Consider the following 18,412-nt stretch of genomic DNA (forward strand, 5'->3'; position numbering starts at 1 on the left):
CTCAGCGCCGGGCATCGCCACAGCAGCCCTGCTTCACCATTTCGACCGCCGGACCGCAGCAGGGCGCATCGGCGGGACGGTCGGTCTTCGGCGCGCAGCAGATGCCCTGCGGCGTGGTCGCGTCGCAGCAGTCCGCGGAGGGCGCCGCCGTCCCCGCGGCATGCGCCATGGACAACGTCGAAGCCGTCGCTGCATCGTCGCCGTAGTACGACGTGACCTCGCCCAGCGTGTGGAAGGTTTCCCAGCGCGTGCCCTGCGGATCCACCGTCCAGAACTTGTCGGAGCGCGCGTGGCAGCAGGCAGTGCCGTGTTCGGCGAGTACGCCCTGCCCCGCCCGGTCCAGCCGCGCGCCGAGCTCGGCCAGTTCGTCCGCGTCCTCGGCCTGGATGCCGAGATGATCGATGCCCGCCGCGCCGGCGCGGGTCGAGATCGCGAAGTTCACCCTCGGATCGTCGAGCATCCACTTGGCGTAGTCGTCCTTGCGGACCGTCGGCGCGGCGCCGAACAGCGCGGCATAGAAACGGGTGCTTTCGTCCAGGTCGCGGACGGAGACATGCACGTGGAAACGCTTCATCGGGACATCCTCGTTTGGGGCCGCCCCGATTCGGGGCAACCTCGGATCGGGGCAGCCTCGGCGGCAGCCGGGTTCAACAGCAGTCGGGAGCGGCCGGGGCGCAGTTCGACGGCGATCCGGCGCAGCAGTTTTCGGTCAGGTAGGCCAGCAACGCATTCATCCGCGCGTAGTCGGCGCGGACGCGGATCACGCGCCCCTCGCGGCGATCAATCACCAGCCCCGCCGCCCGCAGCACGTTGAGATGTGCGGTGAGCGTGGCCGCTGGCAGATCGACCAGCGCCCGCAGCTCGCCCACCGCCAAGCCGGCATCGCCGGCGGCGACGAGCGCGCGGAAGGCGCGCAGGCGGTGTTCCTGCGACAGGGCCTTGAGTGCAGCGAGGGTGGCGTCGAGATCCATGATTCCATATTTCCGGAAACATGGAATTGATGCAACCGCGATACCGCGCCGGCCGACGAACGGCAGACCCGGAGCCGGAGGTCAGGCCAGCGGCAGGTCGCGATCCGCCGCGCAGACGGTGTCGTGGTACTCGCGCAGCGGCAACAGCTCCTGGGCCTCGACGCCCCCGCCGAGGGTGTCGAGATGGCGACAGGCCGCGTAGCCGGTCGCGCGACGCGTGTAGGCGTCGATCCACGCCTGCCGCGCGGGCAGCGTGGCATGCATCGGCTGCCAGGCACCGGACGACGGCGGGCGCAAGCGCGGCAGCCCGATGCGCCACGGCTTGGGCGTGAGCCGCGCGCGGAAACAGCGCTGGTTGAAGCACATCCGCGCGAACACCGGGTCCACGCCCAGCGCGTCGAACGCCGCCTGCACTTCGGGTTCGCGCGGGTCGAACGGCCGGTGCACCGCCATCAGCCGCAGACCGGCCGGCGTGCGGTACAGCCGCACGCGCCAGTCGGGATGCAAGGCGAGGAAGCGCTGGATGCGCTTGCGTGCGAGCCGTTCGGCGCCGCCGCGCGCGGCGATGCCCCAGCGATGCAGCAATCCCGGCAGCGGGATGCCGATCGCCAGCGAGGCGAAGAACGCCGCCGCCAGCGACGTCCCCGGACTGCGTCCCAGCCCTGCATGCACACCGACGGTGACGAGCACAGCGGTGACGATCATCGACACCAGCACGCTGCGTCCCGACGCTGGCCGCGGCGCGAAATCGATGTCCGCGAACAGCAGGTCCGGCGTGTTGAGGCACAGCGCGCCGTAGCCGTTGCGGGTGACGACGGATTCGCCCTGGCGATCGACGATCTCCTCGCGGATCGGCATGCCGTCGGCGCCGTTGTAGGCGACACGGCGTTCGTTGCGCGGCAGCGCTTCGCCGGCGAGCACGCGGTCCAGCGCTTCGCGCGCACGGGCCTCGGCATGTGCCTGCGCCTGGGCTTCACTTTCGTCCGACCAGCCGAAACGGCGCACCGTGACGGTGCGCCGGCCTTCGCGGTGCTGGAGGCGGGCTTCGGCCCAGTGGCGCGGAACGAGCATGCGGGTCTCCGTGTGGGCGCGTCGGCTCAGTCGCCGCGCAGGTGCGTGCGCAGGAACGCGAGCACGTGGCCGTAGTACGCGCGACGATTCCCGTCGCCGTAGATGCCGTGGGTTTCGTCGATGAAGAAGTGGGTCTCCACCGGCTTGCCGGCCTTCTCCATCGCCGCGACCATCGCCTTCGCGTGCTCGAACGACACGCGATCGTCGTGGCGGCCATGCACCAGCAGCACCGCCGCGCGGATGCGGTCGACATGCGCGATCGGCGACTGCGCGTACAGCGCCTTCTCGTCGTCGCCCACGGCCTCGTCGAGGTAATGCCGGCCGTAGGCACTGCGGTGGGTGTCGCCCCACTTCCGGCTGATGATCAGGTTGGTGGGACCGGAGGTGGAGATCGCGCAGCGGTAGAGCGCCGGCTCGCGGATCACGCCCATCAGCGCGGCATAGCCGCCGAAGCTGCTGCCCCACAGGCAGACGCGCCGCGGATCGACGCGGCCGCTCGCCGTCGCCCAGCGCGTGCCGTCGACGATGTCGTCCATGAGCTTCAGGCCCCACTGCCGGTAGCCGCTGCGCACGAAGGCGCGGCCGGCGCCGGCGGAACCGCGGTAGTTCACCCGCAGCACCGCGTAGCCGTTCGCGGCGAGCAGTTGCGATTCCTCGTCGTAGAACGCGTCGTCCTGCACGTCGAACGGGCCGCCGTGCGGCATCACCACCAGCGGAGGCGGCGCGGTGCCCGCCTCCGCGGCAGACAACGGCAGGGTGAGATAGCCGTGCAGCAGCAGGCCGTCGCGGGTGCGGAATGCGATCGGCTGGTTGCGGGCGAGCGTATCCGGCGCCAGCCACGGTTTGGCCCGCGCGACGAGGTCCATGTGCCTGGTCTCGCGATCCATCAGGTAGAAGCTGCCGGGATCGCGGTCGCCGGCGACGCGCACGATGATGTGCCGGCCGTCGCGGGAACCGCTCGAAAACGCGACCGCATCGTCCGGGAACGCGGCTTCGACGCCGCGCAGCAGTTTCGCGTCGGGATCGGCCGGATCCCAGAACCGCGCGCGCGGCAGGCCCGGACCGTAGGCGGCACCGATCGGCTGGCGGCCGTCCGCCGACCACAGGACGTACGCCGGATCCAGCGCGTCGTCGCGCATCACCACCGTGCGCACGCCGCTGGCGAGGTCGAAGCGCTCGATCGCGTCCGGTCCCGCGGGCTGCTCGGCGCGCAGGAAGACCTGCGTGTCGTCGCGCGAGGTGCCGATCAGGCGCAGCTCGACGCCGCTCTGCGCTTCGTCGTTGAACAACGACCACCGACCGTCGCGCAGGCGCCACACGCGCTGCACGTCCTCGTCGTCCCAGACCGTCGCGAACAGCACGCGGCCGGCGTTGTCGACGAAGAACCGGCTGCCCGGCTCCGGCGCATCGGCGATGCGCGGCCCGGCGAGGCCGGCCTTCGCGTCGACCTTCTGCACGTACGACACGCAACCCTTGCGGGTGCCGCGGCCGCAGCGCTCGACCAGGACGTGGTCGTCGTCGTCGATCAGCGTGCCGAGGAAGTCGTCGTAGATGACGCGCTTGTCGGAACCGTCGACGTTGACGGCCACCACGCGCGGGTCGGTGTAGTACTGCTGGAAGCGATCGCCGCCCCGGCGCATCTGCACGAACAGGCGCTCCTCGCCGACCCACCAGAACCGCCCGATCTCCGCCTTGCGTTCGGGATCGAGCACGCGCACCGGCGTGTCGGTGGCGCGATCGAGGATCAGCAGCAGGACGCGGTTCTCGCGATTCTCCGGCTTGCGCACGGTCGCGGCGATGTAGCGCCCGCCGGGTGAGATCTGCACCTCGTCGTGCAACGCGGGGCGGAGGAAGTCGTCGAGCGACGGTGGCGTGGCGGCCGCCGCCGTCGCGACGGCGAGCAGCAGCGCCAGCCCCGTCGCGATCCGCATCCGCCGCATTGCCGTCCCCCGCCTTCGGTCACCGCGACAGTCCAGCAAACCGCCCCGGGCTTGGCAAGACGCCGCGCGGCGCGCGCGGACGACCGGCGATCAACCTTCGCGGCGCGGCGGCTTCCCGCCCGGCTTGCCGGGGAATTTGCCGGCCGGCTTGCCGCCGGGCTTGCCCGCGAACTTCGCGCCGGGCTTGGCAGCGGGCTTGCCGCCGGGACGCGTCTCGCGCGGACGGAAGTTGCCCGGCTTGCCCTCGCCCTCGACGCGCGGCTTGAACGACCGCGGGCGCGCGCCCGGCGCCGGCGCGAACTCGTCCGCCTTCTGGATGCGCAGCATCTGCCCGGCCACGCGCACCTTCTTCAGGTGCATCAGCAACGGCTTGGGCATGCCTTCGGGCAGGTCGAGGATGGAATGGTCGTCGTGGATGTCGATGCGACCGATGTACTTGCTCTCGAGGTCGGCCTCGTTGGCGATCGCGCCGACGATGTTGCCCGGCTTCACGCCGTGCATGTGCCCGACCTCGATGCGGTAGGTCTCCATGCCCGGTTCCGGCGGCTGGCGCGGACCGATGTCGGCCTTCGCCCGCGGCGGGCGGGCGTCGTCGCGCGGCGCGCGCGCGGGGCGCTCGTCGTGCGTGCGCGCCTGCGGCTCGCGCGGCTGCCACTCGCGCTCTTCCTGCGTGCGTTCGCGCGGCGCGCGCTCGCGGCGCTCGTGGGCCTGCGGGCGCTCGAACTGCTGACGATCGGTCTGTGGACGCGCGCGTTCGGGCGGCAGCAGCAGCGGCGTGCGGCCCTGCAGCAGCTTCGCCAGCGCCGCGGCGATCTCGATCGCCGGCACGTCGTGCTCGCGCTCGTAGCGCTCCAGCAGGTCGCGGTAGAACGCCAGCTCCGCGTCGCCGCCGTCGTCCTGCGCGCGCGCGTCGGCGATGCGGCCGAGGAACTTCGCGATGCGCGCGTCGTTCACGGTCTCGACGGTGGGCAGCGCCATCTCCTGGATCGGCTGGCGCGTCGCGCGCTCGATCGCGCGCAGCATGCTCTTCTCGCGCGGACTGACGAACAGGATCGCCTCGCCGCTGCGCCCGGCGCGGCCGGTGCGGCCGATGCGATGCACGTAGCTCTCGGTGTCGTAGGGGATGTCGTAGTTCAGCACGTGGCTGATGCGCTCGACGTCGAGGCCGCGCGCGGCGACATCGGTGGCGACGAGGATGTCGAGCTTGCCGTCCTTCAACTGCTGGATGGTCTTCTCGCGCTGCGCCTGCTGCACGTCACCGTTGATCGCGGCGGCGGCGAGGCCGCGCGCCTGCAGCTTCTCGGCCAGTTCGTCGGTCGCCGACTTGGTGCGCGCGAAGATGATCATCGCGTCGTAGGGCTCGGCCTCGAGGATGCGGGTCAGCGCGTCGAGCTTGTGCAGGCCGCTGACGAACCAGTAGCGCTGGCGGATGTTGGTCGCGGTGGTGGTCTTCGCGGCGATGGTGACTTCGGCCGGGTCGCGCAGGTAGGTCTGGGCGATGCGGCGGATCTGCGACGGCATCGTCGCCGAGAACAGCGCGACCTGGCGTTGCTCGGGCACCTTCTTCAGCACCGTCTCGACGTCGTCGATGAAGCCCATGCGCAGCATCTCGTCGGCTTCGTCGAGCACCAGCGCCTTGAGGTCGGACAGGTCCAGCGTGCCGCGTTCGAGGTGGTCGATCACCCGCCCGGGGGTGCCGACGACGACGTGCACGCCGCGCTTGAGCGCCTGCAGCTGCGGGTAGTAGCTCTGGCCGCCGTAGACCGGCAGGACGTGGAAACCGGGCAACTGGTGGGCGTAGCGCTGGAAGGCCTCGGCGACCTGGATGGCCAGTTCGCGGGTCGGTGCCAGCACCAGCACCTGCGGGGTGTGCTTCGACAGGTCCAGCCGCGACAGCAGCGGCAGCGCGAAGGCGGCGGTCTTGCCGGTACCGGTCTGGGCCTGGCCGAGCACGTCGCGGCCGGCCATCAGCGCGGGGATGGTGGCGGCCTGGATCGGCGACGGGGTCTCGTACCCGACCTCCCGGACCGCGGCCATCACCGGCTCGGTCAGGCCGAGATCGGCGAAACGCAGGGAGGATTCTTCGGTGGACATGACGCACCCGCACGGCTGGAAACCGGACATTGTGCGCCCCGGCGCTCGGGTTGTCGCTCTAATCGACGCCGTTGCCGCCCGGAAGGCACCGCCGGCCGGCCCGTCCGGACCACCGGGCCGGCCCCGGGGCCCAGGCGCGCGATCGCCCGGGCGCCGCTGGCGGAAGCGCGGTCAGATCGCCTCGGACTCCACGAAGCGCACGCCCGGGGACGCATTGAGCACGTCCTCCAGCATGCAGGCGGCGATGCGCTCGGCCGGCACCACCCGGTAGCGGGCCGGGATCAGGCCACCCAGGGCGTCCATGATCCGCGCCGTGCGCCGCTCCGACGGCCGCGGCGGCGTGCGCTCGCCGCCGATCAGCGACGGCCGCACGATCGCGACCGAGGCGTAGCCCAGCGCCTGCACGGCCCCCTCGGCCTCGCCCTTGCAGCGCAGGTAGAAGATCCGCGACGCGGCGTTGGCGTTCGCCGCGGAATTGAGCGCGTACGCCCGGGCGCCGGCAGCGCGGGCGCGCCTGGCGGTGTCGATGACGTAGTCGACGTCCACCCGGTGGAAGGCGGCCTTCGAGCCGGCCTGCCGGATCGTGGTGCCCAGCGCGCAGATCACCCCGTCGACCGCCCACCAGGGCGCGTCGTCCGGCAGCGCATCGAAGTCGACGACGGGGTTCTCCAGCTTCGGATGCGCGGGCAGCGCGCGGCGCGTGGGCGCGATCACGCGCGCCACGCGCGGATCGTCGAGGGCCTGGCGCAGCGCATGGCTGCCGACGAGCCCGGTCGCACCGAGCAGCAACAAACGTTGGGTCATGGGGGTGAAGGCTCCTTGGGTGGCAGCGGATCGGTCGTCGTCCGCCGGGTGTGCTGCGCCAGCGCCAGGCACAGGGCCTCGCGCTTGAGCGGCTTGGTGAGGTAGTCGTCCATGCCCGCCTCGATGCACCGCCGGCGGTCGTCGGCCATGGCGTGCGCGGTCAGCGCGACGATCGGCAACCGCGGGCGGCGCTCGGCCTGCTCGAACAGCCGCCACTGGCGCGTCGCGGAATAACCGTCGAGGCCGGGCATCTGGCAGTCCATCAGCACCACGTCCCAGGCATCCGTGCGCATCCACTCCAGTGCATCCGAACCGCTGCCGGCGCAGACCACGGCGCAGCCTTCGCGTTCGAGCATCAACTTGACCAGCGACGCGTTCAGCGCGTTGTCCTCGGCGACCAGCACGCGCACGCCGACGAGATCGAACTCGGCCGCGGCAGCGGCATCGGCGTGCGCCACGGCATGGTGGCGATCGATCTCCGACTCCGGCGCCTCGGGCACCAGCACCGTGAAGCGGCTGCCGGCACCGACCACGCTGGACAGCTCGATCCGGCCGCCCATCAGCCCGACGAGGTCGCTCGAGATCGGCAGGCCCAGGCCGGTGCCCGGATGCGCCCGCGTCGGGGAATCGTCGCCCTGCTGGAACGCCTGGAAGATGCGTTCGCGTTCGCTTTCGCGGATGCCCGGACCGGTGTCGACGACGGCGACCCGCAGCACGCGGCGTCCGCCCGCATCGCGCGTGGTGTCGGCCTCGATGCGCACGCTGCCGCTGGCGGTGAACTTCACCGCGTTGCCGACGAGGTTCACCAGCACCTGGCGCAGGCGTGCCTGGTCGCCGGCGAAATGCGGGGGCAAGTCGGGCGCGATCTCGGCCTCCAGCCGCAGCCCCTTCGATTGCGCCTGCGGTCCGAACATGTCGGCCACGTCCTCCAGCAGCCGGTGCGGCGGGAACGGTGCGATGCACAGCGAGATCTTGCCGGCCTCGATGTGCGACATGTCCAGCACGTCGCTGATCAGCGCCAGCAGCGACTGGCCGGCGCGGCGGATCGAGCGCGGCAAGTCGCGGTGCGCGGGCGCGTCCGGCGCCTCGGCCAGCAGCTGGCTCATGCCGATGATCGCGTTGAGCGGCGTGCGCAGCTCGTGGCTCATGTTGGCCAGGAAGGTCGACTTCGCGCGGTTGGCGGCGTCGGCGCGGTCCAGCGCCTCGCCGAGAGTCTTCGTCATGTCCATCAGCGCGATGCGCTGCGCGATGTTGCGGCGGATCGTGCGACTGATGACGAAGCCCTGCCGCAGCAGGAAGACCATGAAGAAGCAGGCGGCGACGCCGGCGACCATGAAATCGCCGCGACCGGAGAACAGGAAGTACAGCGCGAACGGGCCGACGTTGCACAGCACGTAGGCCGCATGCGCGGGCCACCACGCACCGAAGCTGCTGACCGCGGCGGCAGGCATGCTGATCAGCAGGAACGCGACGACGAAATACAGTTCTTCGTGGCCGAGCGGGAACAACAGCGTCGACGCCGCACCCCAGACCGCACCGCAGAACGCGCCCAGCAACAGGCAGACCACGGGCGTGCCGGCGCGACTGTCGCCGTCCTCGTCGGCCTGCCACATCGACGGCGATGCCAGCCAGATGCGCAGCAGAGAAGCCACGCCGACGACCACGCCCCAGCCGGCGAGCAGTGCACGGGAATGCACGTCGCGGAGGGTCGCGATGAACAGAACGGCGATGAGCAGCGTCGCGATCGCACCCGCGCGCCCTTGGCTCAGCACCAGTTGCCGGCATTCCCGCGCGATGCGCTCGCGGGTGTCGACGGACAGCGCGGCGGTCATCGCCTCTTCCCCCTGCTCCTGCAGACGCCGCGACCCGCGGCAGGGCACTACCTTACCGCAGCCGGCCGTGCGGTCGCGAGGGGCGCAGCCGCATCGCACCGCGCGCCCCTCATTGCCCCCGCCCATGCGCCCGGGCCTGCCGCCACCGTGGCCGACGCGGCAACGCGTCACGGAACGCGACATGCGTTCGCCCATGAAAACAGGCGGTTTCCGGGATCGCACCCCCTGCGACCGCGGTCCGGACAATGACATCACACGAGGCGAATGCCTCGCGTCATCACCGCCCCGCATGTCGCGGGACGGATCCCACGTCGATCGTCGGAGGCACGGCACGCGGCCGCGCTTCGCAGGGACGCTTGCGCCGCGGCGGCCGGGCCCATGGACCGGGCGGGCCGCCGCGACGCAACGGCGATGCGCACGACGGCGGATGCCGAAAAGCCGCAACAGAGTAGGCGACACATCACAAGGAGCAATCCCATGCCCAATCTCGTGCAGGAACTCAACGGTCTCGACTTCAGCGTCTACATCGGCGGCCCGCTGCAGGCCGCGGTCAGCGCCCAGCATGCGGCGTCGATGTCGCAGGTCGACTTCATCAAGGCGGTCGGCTTCGTCCAGGAAGGATCGGGCGCCAGCGCGGTCAACAAGCTGCGTTACGTCGACTTCACCTACAAGAAGGTTGCGCCGAACCCGGCGTTCAATCCGGCGCAGCCGGTCTCGACGAGCAACAGCCCCACGCAGGACGTGAACGTCACGATCTCGGTGCCCTTCCTGTCGATGCTGACCATCCCGGCGCTGCGCATCGACGAAGTCACCATCGACTTCAACGCGAAGCTGACGTCGGCCGAGACCTCGTCCGCCAGCAGCGAATTCGCCGGCAGCGCCGAGATCAGCGCGCGCATCTGGAAGGTGAACTTCAAGGCCTCGGCCTCGTACAAGCGCACCACCAGCAGCACCTCGACCACCGAGCGCACGTACAACCTCAACGTCCACGTCCGCGCCGTCAACGACGAAATGCCGGCGGGCCTCGAGCGGATCTTCAACATCCTCGAGGACAGCATGCGCCACACGGAAATCCCGGCGCCCGCGGCGTCCGGCGGCTGATCGGAACATCCCGCGTGCGACCCGGGTCGCGCGCGGGATCGACCGGCCAGGCATCCACGGGGCCGGCAGCCGCCGGCCCCTCTCCCACGCACCAGAGGACATTCCCATGCCCACGCTCAACGATTACCTCGGCGGCCTCGTCGCCAGCGTCACCGAAGCCCGCGTCATGGCCGACGCGCATGCCGTGCAGGTCGCCGAACAGTACGCGCAGCACGAACTGCTGCGGCATTTCCCGGTGCCGCGCATGCGCATCGGCGACATCGTGCTGTCCATCCCGGTCGCCATCGAAGGCCTGTCCGAGCGCAAGGACTACCAGCTCGCACCCAATGGCAACGCCGAATTCCAGAAGGCCCTCTCGCGCGAGATCCCGCAATACCTCGACTATCGCGAGCTGCCGGCCGTCGCCGCACAGAAATTCCAGGCGGCGCTCGCCAATCGCATCCCGGCACTCGTGAACGGGATGCGCGATACGGGCGAACGCGAGAAGCCGATGTGGACCTTCGCCGAAGGCATCATCGCCGACCTCTTCGTGATCGGCATCGAGACGAAATTGCGCGACGGCAAGTTCCCAGAAGGCTATTCCCAGGACGAGATCACCAAGAAGACGTTCGACCTGGGCATGCAGTTGGTGTCCGGCGTCGTCGAGAAGCCGGTGCTCGACCCGCTCACCGTGATCGCCGACGCCGCGCGCCTGCGCGAGCAGCGCCCGGAGGACATCGTGCGCATCCAGCTGAAGATCGTCGAGGACGGCATGGAATGGCAGACCACCACCCGCGACGACGGCACCACCGATCGTCGCCTGATCCCGGAGTGAGCCATGTTCCAGTCGACGATCAACCTCGTGAACGACACCACCGCACTGCTGCTGGAAGTGCCGACGCTGGTGCGGGGCTTCGAGCGACGAGCACCCGGCGCATTGCCGTCGCTGCTGGACTGGATCGATCGCACCGAACGCAGTCTGTCCGGTCATCGCCTGGTCGCTGCCGCCGATGTCGCCGGATTCAAGGCACGCATCCTCGCGCCCGCGCTGGCTGCCGACGCACGCACCAACCTGCGCCGTCGCCAGATCGCGGTCGCGGCATCGCTGCTGCACGACCTCCAGCGCGCGGTACAGGACGCGGTGCAGCCGCACGCGGCGAAGCTGCAGCAGGCACGCGACCTCGCGCGTCAACTGATGCAGATCGTCGCGCAGAGCGGTGCCGTGCGCTACGACCCCGCGGGCGATCTCGCTGTGATGATCGACCGGATCTGGGCGCTGTGCACGGGCCACGAGCAGCTCAAGCCGATGGCGGCGCAGTTGCGCGCACTGCTGTCGTCCGACGACATCCGGCTGCTGCTGGTCGAGGAAATCGATCCGCGCGATTTCCCGCTCGAAATGGGCGTGCGCTGATCTCCGCCCCGCCACCGCGCGCCGGAATCCGCCGGCGCGCCTCTTCCACCGATCCGGCCGACCTACGGAGATGCCCCATGCCGACCCGCGACGACCTCCTCTGGTTCAAGCGACGCTTCGCCGATCGCATCGTGCCGGCGCTCGCCGGCACACCGCTCACGCTCGACCTGATCGTCGCGATCGCCTGCCAGGAAACCGGCCTCGTGTGGTCCGCGCTGCGGCGCGCGGGACTGGAGGAGGACGCGCTGCTCGCGCTGTGCGTGGGCGACACGCTCGATGCACGCGCGGACGGCCGCGGACGCCAGGCGTTCCCCCGTAACCGCGCCGACCTGCTGGCGCATCCGCGCGGCGCGGAGATGTTCACGGTCGCGCGCGCGGCGCTGGTCGCGATGGCGACGCATGTCCGCGGCTACGAGCGGGCGGCCGCCAATCCCGGCAAGTTCTGCCGCGGTTTCGGCCTGTTCCAGCGCGACCTGCAACATTTCCCGAAGGACCCCGACTATTTTCTGTCGCGGGACTGGGCGCGTTTCGACCGCACGCTGGCGCACTGCGTCGACGCGCTCGGACACGGTCTTCGCACGCTGGGATTGCACGAAGCCGTGCAGCTGAGTGATGAACGCCTCGTGCACGTCGCGATCGTCTACAACACCGGACGCTTCCGACCGTCACGCGGCTTGCGGCAAGGGCACTTCGACGGCCGCCGCTACTACGGCGAGGCGGTACTGGCGTGGATGCGATTGTCGAAGAGCGTCGCGCACACCTGAGCGCCGCGCACCACCGCGTAGTGCCGATGCGGCGTCCCGGCCGCCGGCATCAGCGCGATGCGCCGCCGTCACCTCAACTGGTGATCGCCTGGCTCAGCGACGTCCACGTCGGCGGCGCCGGCCACGACGGGGCCTGGTGGCCGGCGAGGATGCGGCGCAGATCATGGCGGTCGAGCTGCGGCGCCAGCGCCACCAGCAATTCGACGGTGTAGTCGCGCAGCACACGCTCGCGCGGCAGCACCGCCCATGCGACGCATTCGGGGATCGACTCGGGCGCCGGCAGCGCCAGCAGGTCGGCGTCGTGGATCGCGCTGACTGCCATCTCGGCGAGCAGGCCGACCCCGATGCCGGCGCGCACGTAGGTCTTGATCAGGTCGGCGTCGCGGGCGGTCATCGCCAATTGCGGCTCCAGCCCGCGCGCGGCGAACGCGCGGCGCAGCGAGGAATCATGGCGGATCGAGGATTCGTAGCTCACCAGCGGATACGCGGCGAGGTCGGCCAGGGTCGGCCGCGCGCCAGACTGCGCCAGCGGATGCGTGCGCGGCACCAGCACCACGCGCTGCCAGCGGAACAGCGGGATGGCGATGCCGTCGGCCGGCACGTCGCCGGCGCTGCTGATCAGCGCGAGGTCGGCCTCGCCACGCGCCAGCTGCGCCAGCACGTCGCCGTCGGCGCTGGGCTGCAGGTGGATGCTCAGCTGCGGATACGCCTGGTGCACCAGCGACAGCGCCGGCGGCAGCACGAAACGGGCTTGGGTATGGGTGGTGGCGATCAGCAGCTGGCCGTGGGCGTCGCGGCGCTGGTTGGCGGCGAAGGCGCGGATGTTCGCGGCCTCGGCCAGCATGCGGCGGGCGTGCGACAGCACCTGCGTGCCGGCCGGCGTCAGCGCTTCCAGGCTGCGGCCCTTGCGCACGAACAGCAGGAAGCCGAGTTCGTCCTCCAGTTGCTTCAACTGCTTCGACAGCCCGGGCTGGGTGGCGTGCACGTGCTCGGCGGCGGCCGTGATGTTGAATCCGGCGTCGGCGATGGCGACGAAGTAGCGCAGCTGGACCAGGGTCATGGCGGGTGTCGGAAGGCGGGCGGAACCGCGATGCCGCCATTGTCGGGGCATCTCGATCCTTTCATTCGGATCAAGCGATAGAAATAGCAGATCGCCGGCCACGGGGCGCGCACCGGCTTATTCCCAGAAAGCATAAGCCAAGACGGCCCGGTCATTTCCGGGGGCCATGACGCACGACTAAGTTGGGCCTCCCTTCCGGTGGAATGGCCATGCCCCTCCTTCCGTCCTCGGCTGCCGACTCCCGCCCGGGCCCCGCGTCCGGCGACCCCGGCGCGCAGGACGCGGACGGGACACCGCCGCTGTTCCCGGTCTTCCTCGACCTGCGCGGCCGCGACGTGCTGGTGGTCGGCGGCGGCGCCGTGGCCCGACGCAAGATCGAAGCCCTGCTGCCGACCGGGGCGCGGGTGCGGGTCGGCGCCCCGGCGCTGGACCCGACGCTGGCCGCCTGGGTCGCCGAGGGCCGGCTGGAACACCTCCCCGGCGCGTTCGAAGCCGCCTGGCTGGATGGCGCCCGCCTCGCGATCGCCGCCACCGACGATGCCGAGGTCAACCGCGCCGTCGCCGAAGCCGCCGAAGCCCGCGGCGTCTGGGTGAACGTGGTCGACGATGCGCCGCTGTGCGCCTTCCAGATGCCCGCCCGGGTGGAACGCGGCCCGCTGCAGATCGCGATCTCCAGCGGCGGCGGCGCGCCGATGCTGGCGCGGTACCTGCGCGAGAAGCTCGAAACCGACCTCGATCCCGCGCTGGGCGCGCTGGGCACGCTGCTGGTGCGCCATCGCCGCCGCATCCGCGCGCGGCTGCCCGATCTCGACGCCCGCCGCCGCTTCTTCGACGCCGTGCTGCAAGGCGACGTGCCGGCGCTGCTGCGTCGCGGCGACGCCGCCGCGGCCGAACACGCGCTGCTCGCCCGCCTCGACGGCAGCCCGACGCGCGTCGCCGGGCGCGTGGCGCTGGTCGGCGCCGGTCCGGGCGATGCCGGCCTGCTCACGCTGCGCGGGCTGCGCCTGCTGAACGAAGCGGACGTGATCCTGCACGACCGCCTGGTCTCGCCCGACGTGCTCGACCTCGCCCGCCGCGATGCCGAACGCATCGAAGTGGGCAAGGAAGCCGGCCATCACCACGTCTCGCAGGACGGCATCCACGCGCTGATGCTCGAACACGCCCGCGCCGGTCGCCGCGTCGTGCGGTTGAAGGGCGGCGACGGTTTCGTCTTCGGCCGCGGCGGCGAAGAACTCGAATATCTCCGCGCGCACGACATCGATTACGAAGTCGTGCCCGGCATCACCGCCGCGCTCGCCTGCGCCGCGCATGCCGGCATCCCGCTGACCCATCGCGACCACGCGCAGTCGGTGCGCTTCGTGACCGCGCACGGCAAGACGGCCGACGACGGCCTCGACTGGGCCGGCTTCGCGCGCGAGCGGCAGACGCTGGCGTTCTACATGGGCGTGTCCGGGCTGGAGCGCGTGCGCGACCGCCTGATCGCGCACGGCCGCGCCGCGTCCACGCCCTGCGCGCTGGTCGAGAACGGCGGCCGCCCCGAACAGCGCGTCGTGCTCGGCACGCTGGACACGCTGCCCGAGCGCGCGCGCGCACATGCCGTGCGCTCGCCGGCGCTGCTGTTCGTCGGCGAAGTCGCGGCTCTCGCCTCCACGCTGCACTGGTACGGCGCGCCGCCGCTGGGCGACTGCGCTGCACAGGCGGACGACCGCGTTTCCGTCGACGACCCGCTCGCGGAGGCCGCATGACCGCGCGGCCGCCCATCGTTTCACGACGCATGGCCGCCCGCGGCGTCGCACCGCGTCCCTGACCACACGCATCCCGCACTCCACGCACTCTCCCGAGGCAGATTCCCATGGCGCTTTACGACAACATCCTCGACACCATCGGTGGCACCCCGATCGTGCGCCTCCAGCGCATCGCGCCGAAGCACGTGACCCTCTACGCGAAGGTCGAGTCGTTCAACCCCGGCGGCTCGGTGAAGGATCGCCTCGCGATCGCGATCGTGCTGGACGCGGAGAAGAAGGGCCTGCTCAAGCCCGGCGACACGATCGTGGAAGCCACCTCCGGCAACACCGGCGTCGCGCTGGCGATGGTCGCCGCCGCGCGCGGCTACAAGTTCGTCGCGGTGATGACCGAGACCTTCTCGGTCGAACGCCGCAAGCTGATGCGCGCGTACGGCGCCAAGGTCATCCTCACCCCGGCCGCCGAGCGCGGCACCGGCATGGTGCGCAAGGCGAAGGAACTGGCCGAGAAGCACGGCTGGTTCCTGGCGCGCCAGTTCGAGAACGAGGCCAACCCGGCCTACCACCGCAGCACCACCGGCCCGGAAATCCTGCGCGATTTCGCCGGCAAACGCCTCGACTACTTCGTCAGCGGCTGGGGCACCGGCGGCACCATCACCGGTGCCGGCGAAGTGCTGAAGCTCGCGCGCCCGGACATCAAGATCATCGCCAGCGAACCCGCCGGCGCGGCGCTGCTGTCGGGCAAGGAATGGCAGCCACACAAGATCCAGGGCTGGACCCCGGACTTCCTGCCGGCGGTGCTGAGCCGCACGATCGCCGACGAGATCCTGCCGGTCGAGGACCTCGTCGCCCGCGACACCGCGCGTCGCCTCGCATCGGAGGAAGGCATCTTCGTCGGTCTCTCCGCCGGTGCGACCATCGCCGCCGCGCTCCAGACGGCCGAGCAGGCACCGGAAGGTGCGGTGCTGCTGGCGATGCTGCCCGACACCGGCGAGCGTTACCTGTCGACGATCCTGTTCGAAGGCGTCAACGAAGGTTCCGACGACGAGTGGCTGGCGTCGCTGGGCTGAGATCGGTCAGATCGTTCCCCGAGCATGCCGTCGCAGCGCCCGCGACGGCATGCATCGCCGCAGACTGGACGCTCAACCGCTCGGCGGAATCGTGTGGAAGAAGTCGATGGTCTGACCCTCCTCGCACGCGAAGAAACGATCCTGACCATCGAGCGCCACGCAGGCGCCGAAATGCTTCTTGTAACCGTGAGACGGATCGCCGCCCATCGTGTCGTTGTCGATCCTGACGATCCCCTGCGCGTTGTCGATCGCCGTCTGCAGGGCTTTGGTGACATCCACCGCCTGACTGCTGTTCTCGTTGCCGCCGGCGAGCGCGCCGTACACGGCGTATTTCACTGTCAGAGCTGCCATGACCCTCTCCATGTGGTATCGGAATACGCCGCTGCTTCGCACGCCATCCCTGCGGCGACGGGACCGAAGTCGGGCGTGACGCCCGCCTCGCCGTCGAAGCCTAGATCGATCGCATCGCCGCTTCGACTGTCAGCAATGACAGGGGGCACCATGTCGGGCGCGGGTCGACGACGTGGCATGGGCGCCCCTCGGCGGGTACTTACCGCTCCGCTTCGGCGAGCGCCATGCAATGCGCCTGCACTTCCTGAGCAAACCCGTTGCAGCCTTGCCTGTTGTTCATCCCGTGGGCCGCGCAGAACGCGCTGGTCCAGCGCACGGTGTCGATGATCTGATCTGCCCGCGGCACGTTCTCGCAGGTGCCGTCCTTCGGCTGGCTCGCGCCGAGGCAGCCCTTGAGCCAAAGCCGCGACTTCAGCCCCGCCAGCGAATCGTCGCGGCGCAACCGGGCGAAGCCGGCCTCGATGCAGCCGGCATCGTCCATCGCGGCGCCCTCGCGTGCGCCGTCCTGCAAGGCCGTCTGCCCGGCCTCCAGCCATCCGTCCTTGTGCCCGTCGACGTAACGCCACAGCAGGACCGCGACGCAGACAGCGAACAGCAGGCCGCCGAGCAGCAGGGCAAGCAGGATCTTCGCGGTGCGATTCATCGGCAAGGCTCAGTGCGATGTGAACGAGAACGGCAGCCGGCCGACGCCCTCGGCGTCGGTCTTCACATGCAGTTGCGCCGCCCAGACGCGGATCGCGGAATCGATGACGGCGCTGCCGCTGGAGTCGAGCACGCCGATCCTCGCGATGCGTCCGGTCTCGTCATAGGCCAGCAGCAATTCGGCGTCCGCTCGCGACAGCCCTGCTTTCGCAGCCGCTTGCAGTACGGTTTTGAGCGGCGGCGGCGATACCAACTGTGCGTATTCGATCTCCGGATACTCGGCCCGAGCCGCATCCGCAGTCATCGTCAACGGCGGCGATTCATTCAGCAGGTCGAATGGCAGGCGAACGGTGCCCGCCTCGCCCGGCGTGAGTCGCACCGCGCGCCCCCAGGCCAGGATCGCCTGATCCAGCACGTCGCTGCCGGTTGACGCTGTCAGTCGGACGTTCTTCGGCACACCTTTCGCGCTGTGGTCGATCAACAGCCCGACCCGCGCCTGGGACAGGTCGGACGCGACCAGCGCTTCCGATAGCACGTCATATGGCGGATGCGACACGACACGCATGGATGCATCGGCACGCTGCCCCAAGGCCGCAAGCGACGGAATTTCCGACGGCGGCGGGGGCGGTGGCACCGTTTGCGCCCAGGCGGCGCCAGACACCAGCAGCAGCGACAACGCGACGGACGACTTCATGCGGTGCATCCCGTGGGCAGATTGCGCGCAGGATGCCACAGGCGCGGCCGGGGGCCGATCACCGCCCCTCGACACGTCACGGGTTCAGCGCTGTTCGAGGTGGAACGGCAGTCGCAGCGTGCCGGCTTCGCCGGGCTTGAACTGCAGCCCCAGCGCCCACGTCACGATGGCCTTGTTGAGCCCCGTGTCCAGTGTGGGTGTCGTCAGCCTGGCATCGACGACACCGCCGGACACGTTGTAGTCGATCGCCAGTTCCGTCGAGACCCGCGTGAGATTGCTGCGACCGAATGCGCGCATGACGTGCCGCAACGAAGGCACCTTCAGCACCTTGCCCTGGAAATCGAACTGCGCGGTCTCCTGCGAATAGGGCGACGGCGACGGCGCCGTCTCCCTGCCGAAATCGAACGGGACGAAGCCGTGGCCTGCCTTTCCGGCCGGCAACCGCAACTGTCGTCCCCAGGCAAGGATCGCCGCATCGAGCGCGGCATCACCGGACGCACGCTTCAGCGTCACCGCCGTCGGTACGCCGGACGCGTCGTAGTCGACCCGCAGCACCGGCTTGGCGCGCTGCAATTTCGATGCAAAGAAAAGCTGCTGGATGTTCGGGTCGCGGGACACGGCTTCGAGCGCGGCGTCCGGCGTCGTTGCCCGAGGCGCATCCGCCACCACGGCCCGGTCCTGTGCACTTGCCATCGAGGCACAGGCAAGGCATCCGGACAGCAAGAGGGTGAAAGTCCGCGATGCCCTGCGGGCGGCGGCGCCGGAATGGGGGTTGCCTGCCCGGATCGGCAGTGCGTCGACGTTGCTCATGCCACGCCTCTCTGCGTGAAGATCGCGGGAGGATACCGCAGCCTCGGACCGGGATCGGGATGCCGATCACCAGCCG

18 protein-coding genes are annotated in these 18,412 nt (G+C 70.4%); 6 read left to right on the forward strand and 12 right to left on the reverse strand.

Annotated features, from left to right (window positions below):
* Position 1 precedes the first annotated feature (1 nt).
* The 7 genes from ACT53R_RS06595 to ACT53R_RS06625 form a co-directional block, all read right to left on the reverse strand.
* On the reverse strand, positions 2–574 hold the full coding sequence (locus ACT53R_RS06595) for an ArsI/CadI family heavy metal resistance metalloenzyme (RefSeq protein WP_476171049.1): 573 nt from the start codon (positions 572–574) through the stop codon (positions 2–4).
* A 73-nt stretch (positions 575–647) separates the two neighbouring features.
* Complete coding sequence (locus tag ACT53R_RS06600) at positions 648–971, reverse strand: ArsR/SmtB family transcription factor (RefSeq protein ID WP_476171050.1); 324 nt, start codon at positions 969–971, stop codon at positions 648–650.
* 81 nt (positions 972–1,052) lie between these two features.
* Positions 1,053–2,042, reverse strand: coding sequence for a hypothetical protein (locus ACT53R_RS06605; RefSeq protein WP_476171051.1), 990 nt, complete (start codon positions 2,040–2,042; stop codon positions 1,053–1,055).
* Positions 2,043–2,068: 26 nt separating this feature from the next.
* Positions 2,069–3,973, reverse strand: coding sequence for an alpha/beta hydrolase family protein (locus ACT53R_RS06610; protein ID WP_476171052.1), 1,905 nt, complete (start codon positions 3,971–3,973; stop codon positions 2,069–2,071).
* Between the two features lie 99 nt (positions 3,974–4,072).
* Positions 4,073–6,076, reverse strand: coding sequence for a DEAD/DEAH box helicase (locus tag ACT53R_RS06615; protein ID WP_476171053.1), 2,004 nt, complete (start codon positions 6,074–6,076; stop codon positions 4,073–4,075).
* 171 nt (positions 6,077–6,247) lie between these two features.
* Positions 6,248–6,880 carry an NAD-dependent epimerase/dehydratase family protein gene (locus ACT53R_RS06620; protein ID WP_476171054.1) on the reverse strand — a complete coding sequence of 211 codons (633 nt, stop codon included), beginning with the start codon at positions 6,878–6,880 and terminating at the stop codon, positions 6,248–6,250.
* Positions 6,877–8,712 (reverse strand): response regulator, encoded by a 1,836-nt coding sequence (locus ACT53R_RS06625; RefSeq protein WP_476171055.1) that lies wholly within the window; start codon positions 8,710–8,712, stop codon positions 6,877–6,879. The genes ACT53R_RS06620 and ACT53R_RS06625 overlap by 4 nt, the downstream gene beginning before the upstream one ends.
* A gap of 477 nt (positions 8,713–9,189) precedes the next feature.
* On the opposite strand from ACT53R_RS06625, the gene ACT53R_RS06630 reads away from it, so the two are divergent.
* The 4 genes from ACT53R_RS06630 (at position 9,190) to ACT53R_RS06645 (ending at position 11,967) form a co-directional block, all read left to right on the forward strand.
* Positions 9,190–9,813, forward strand: a complete 624-nt coding sequence (locus ACT53R_RS06630) for a DUF2589 domain-containing protein (RefSeq protein ID WP_476171056.1) — start codon at positions 9,190–9,192, stop codon at positions 9,811–9,813.
* 106 nt (positions 9,814–9,919) lie between these two features.
* Complete coding sequence (locus ACT53R_RS06635) at positions 9,920–10,627, forward strand: hypothetical protein (protein WP_476171057.1); 708 nt, start codon at positions 9,920–9,922, stop codon at positions 10,625–10,627.
* Positions 10,628–10,630: 3 nt separating this feature from the next.
* Positions 10,631–11,203 (forward strand): hypothetical protein, encoded by a 573-nt coding sequence (locus tag ACT53R_RS06640; protein ID WP_476171058.1) that lies wholly within the window; start codon positions 10,631–10,633, stop codon positions 11,201–11,203.
* Positions 11,204–11,280: 77 nt separating this feature from the next.
* The gene (locus ACT53R_RS06645; RefSeq protein ID WP_476171059.1) at positions 11,281–11,967 is read left to right on the forward strand and encodes a hypothetical protein; all 687 of its coding nucleotides are present in this window, start codon (positions 11,281–11,283) and stop codon (positions 11,965–11,967) included.
* Positions 11,968–12,040: 73 nt separating this feature from the next.
* Here ACT53R_RS06645 and ACT53R_RS06650 read toward each other — a convergent pair whose 3' ends face one another.
* Positions 12,041–13,027: a LysR family transcriptional regulator gene (locus ACT53R_RS06650; protein ID WP_476171060.1), complete on the reverse strand. Its 987-nt coding sequence runs from the start codon at positions 13,025–13,027 to the stop codon at positions 12,041–12,043.
* Positions 13,028–13,236: 209 nt separating this feature from the next.
* On the opposite strand from ACT53R_RS06650, the gene cysG reads away from it, so the two are divergent.
* Together cysG and cysK are read left to right on the forward strand one after the other, a co-directional pair.
* On the forward strand, positions 13,237–14,772 hold the full coding sequence (gene cysG / locus ACT53R_RS06655; protein WP_476171061.1) for a siroheme synthase CysG: 1,536 nt from the start codon (positions 13,237–13,239) through the stop codon (positions 14,770–14,772).
* A 107-nt stretch (positions 14,773–14,879) separates the two neighbouring features.
* Positions 14,880–15,839, forward strand: coding sequence for a cysteine synthase A (cysK, locus tag ACT53R_RS06660; protein ID WP_476171062.1), 960 nt, complete (start codon positions 14,880–14,882; stop codon positions 15,837–15,839).
* 72 nt (positions 15,840–15,911) lie between these two features.
* On the opposite strand, the gene ACT53R_RS06665 is transcribed toward cysK, so the two are convergent.
* From ACT53R_RS06665 to ACT53R_RS06680, 4 genes are all read right to left on the reverse strand, one after another.
* Positions 15,912–16,190: a hypothetical protein gene (locus tag ACT53R_RS06665; protein WP_476171063.1), complete on the reverse strand. Its 279-nt coding sequence runs from the start codon at positions 16,188–16,190 to the stop codon at positions 15,912–15,914.
* A 199-nt stretch (positions 16,191–16,389) separates the two neighbouring features.
* On the reverse strand, positions 16,390–16,833 hold the full coding sequence (locus tag ACT53R_RS06670) for a hypothetical protein (protein ID WP_476171064.1): 444 nt from the start codon (positions 16,831–16,833) through the stop codon (positions 16,390–16,392).
* Positions 16,834–16,842: 9 nt separating this feature from the next.
* Positions 16,843–17,526: a hypothetical protein gene (locus tag ACT53R_RS06675; protein WP_476171065.1), complete on the reverse strand. Its 684-nt coding sequence runs from the start codon at positions 17,524–17,526 to the stop codon at positions 16,843–16,845.
* 84 nt (positions 17,527–17,610) lie between these two features.
* The gene (locus tag ACT53R_RS06680; protein WP_476171066.1) at positions 17,611–18,336 is read right to left on the reverse strand and encodes a hypothetical protein; all 726 of its coding nucleotides are present in this window, start codon (positions 18,334–18,336) and stop codon (positions 17,611–17,613) included.
* Between the last annotated feature and the right edge of the window lie 76 nt (positions 18,337–18,412).

The organism is Lysobacter sp. DMC104 (assembly GCF_056313665.1).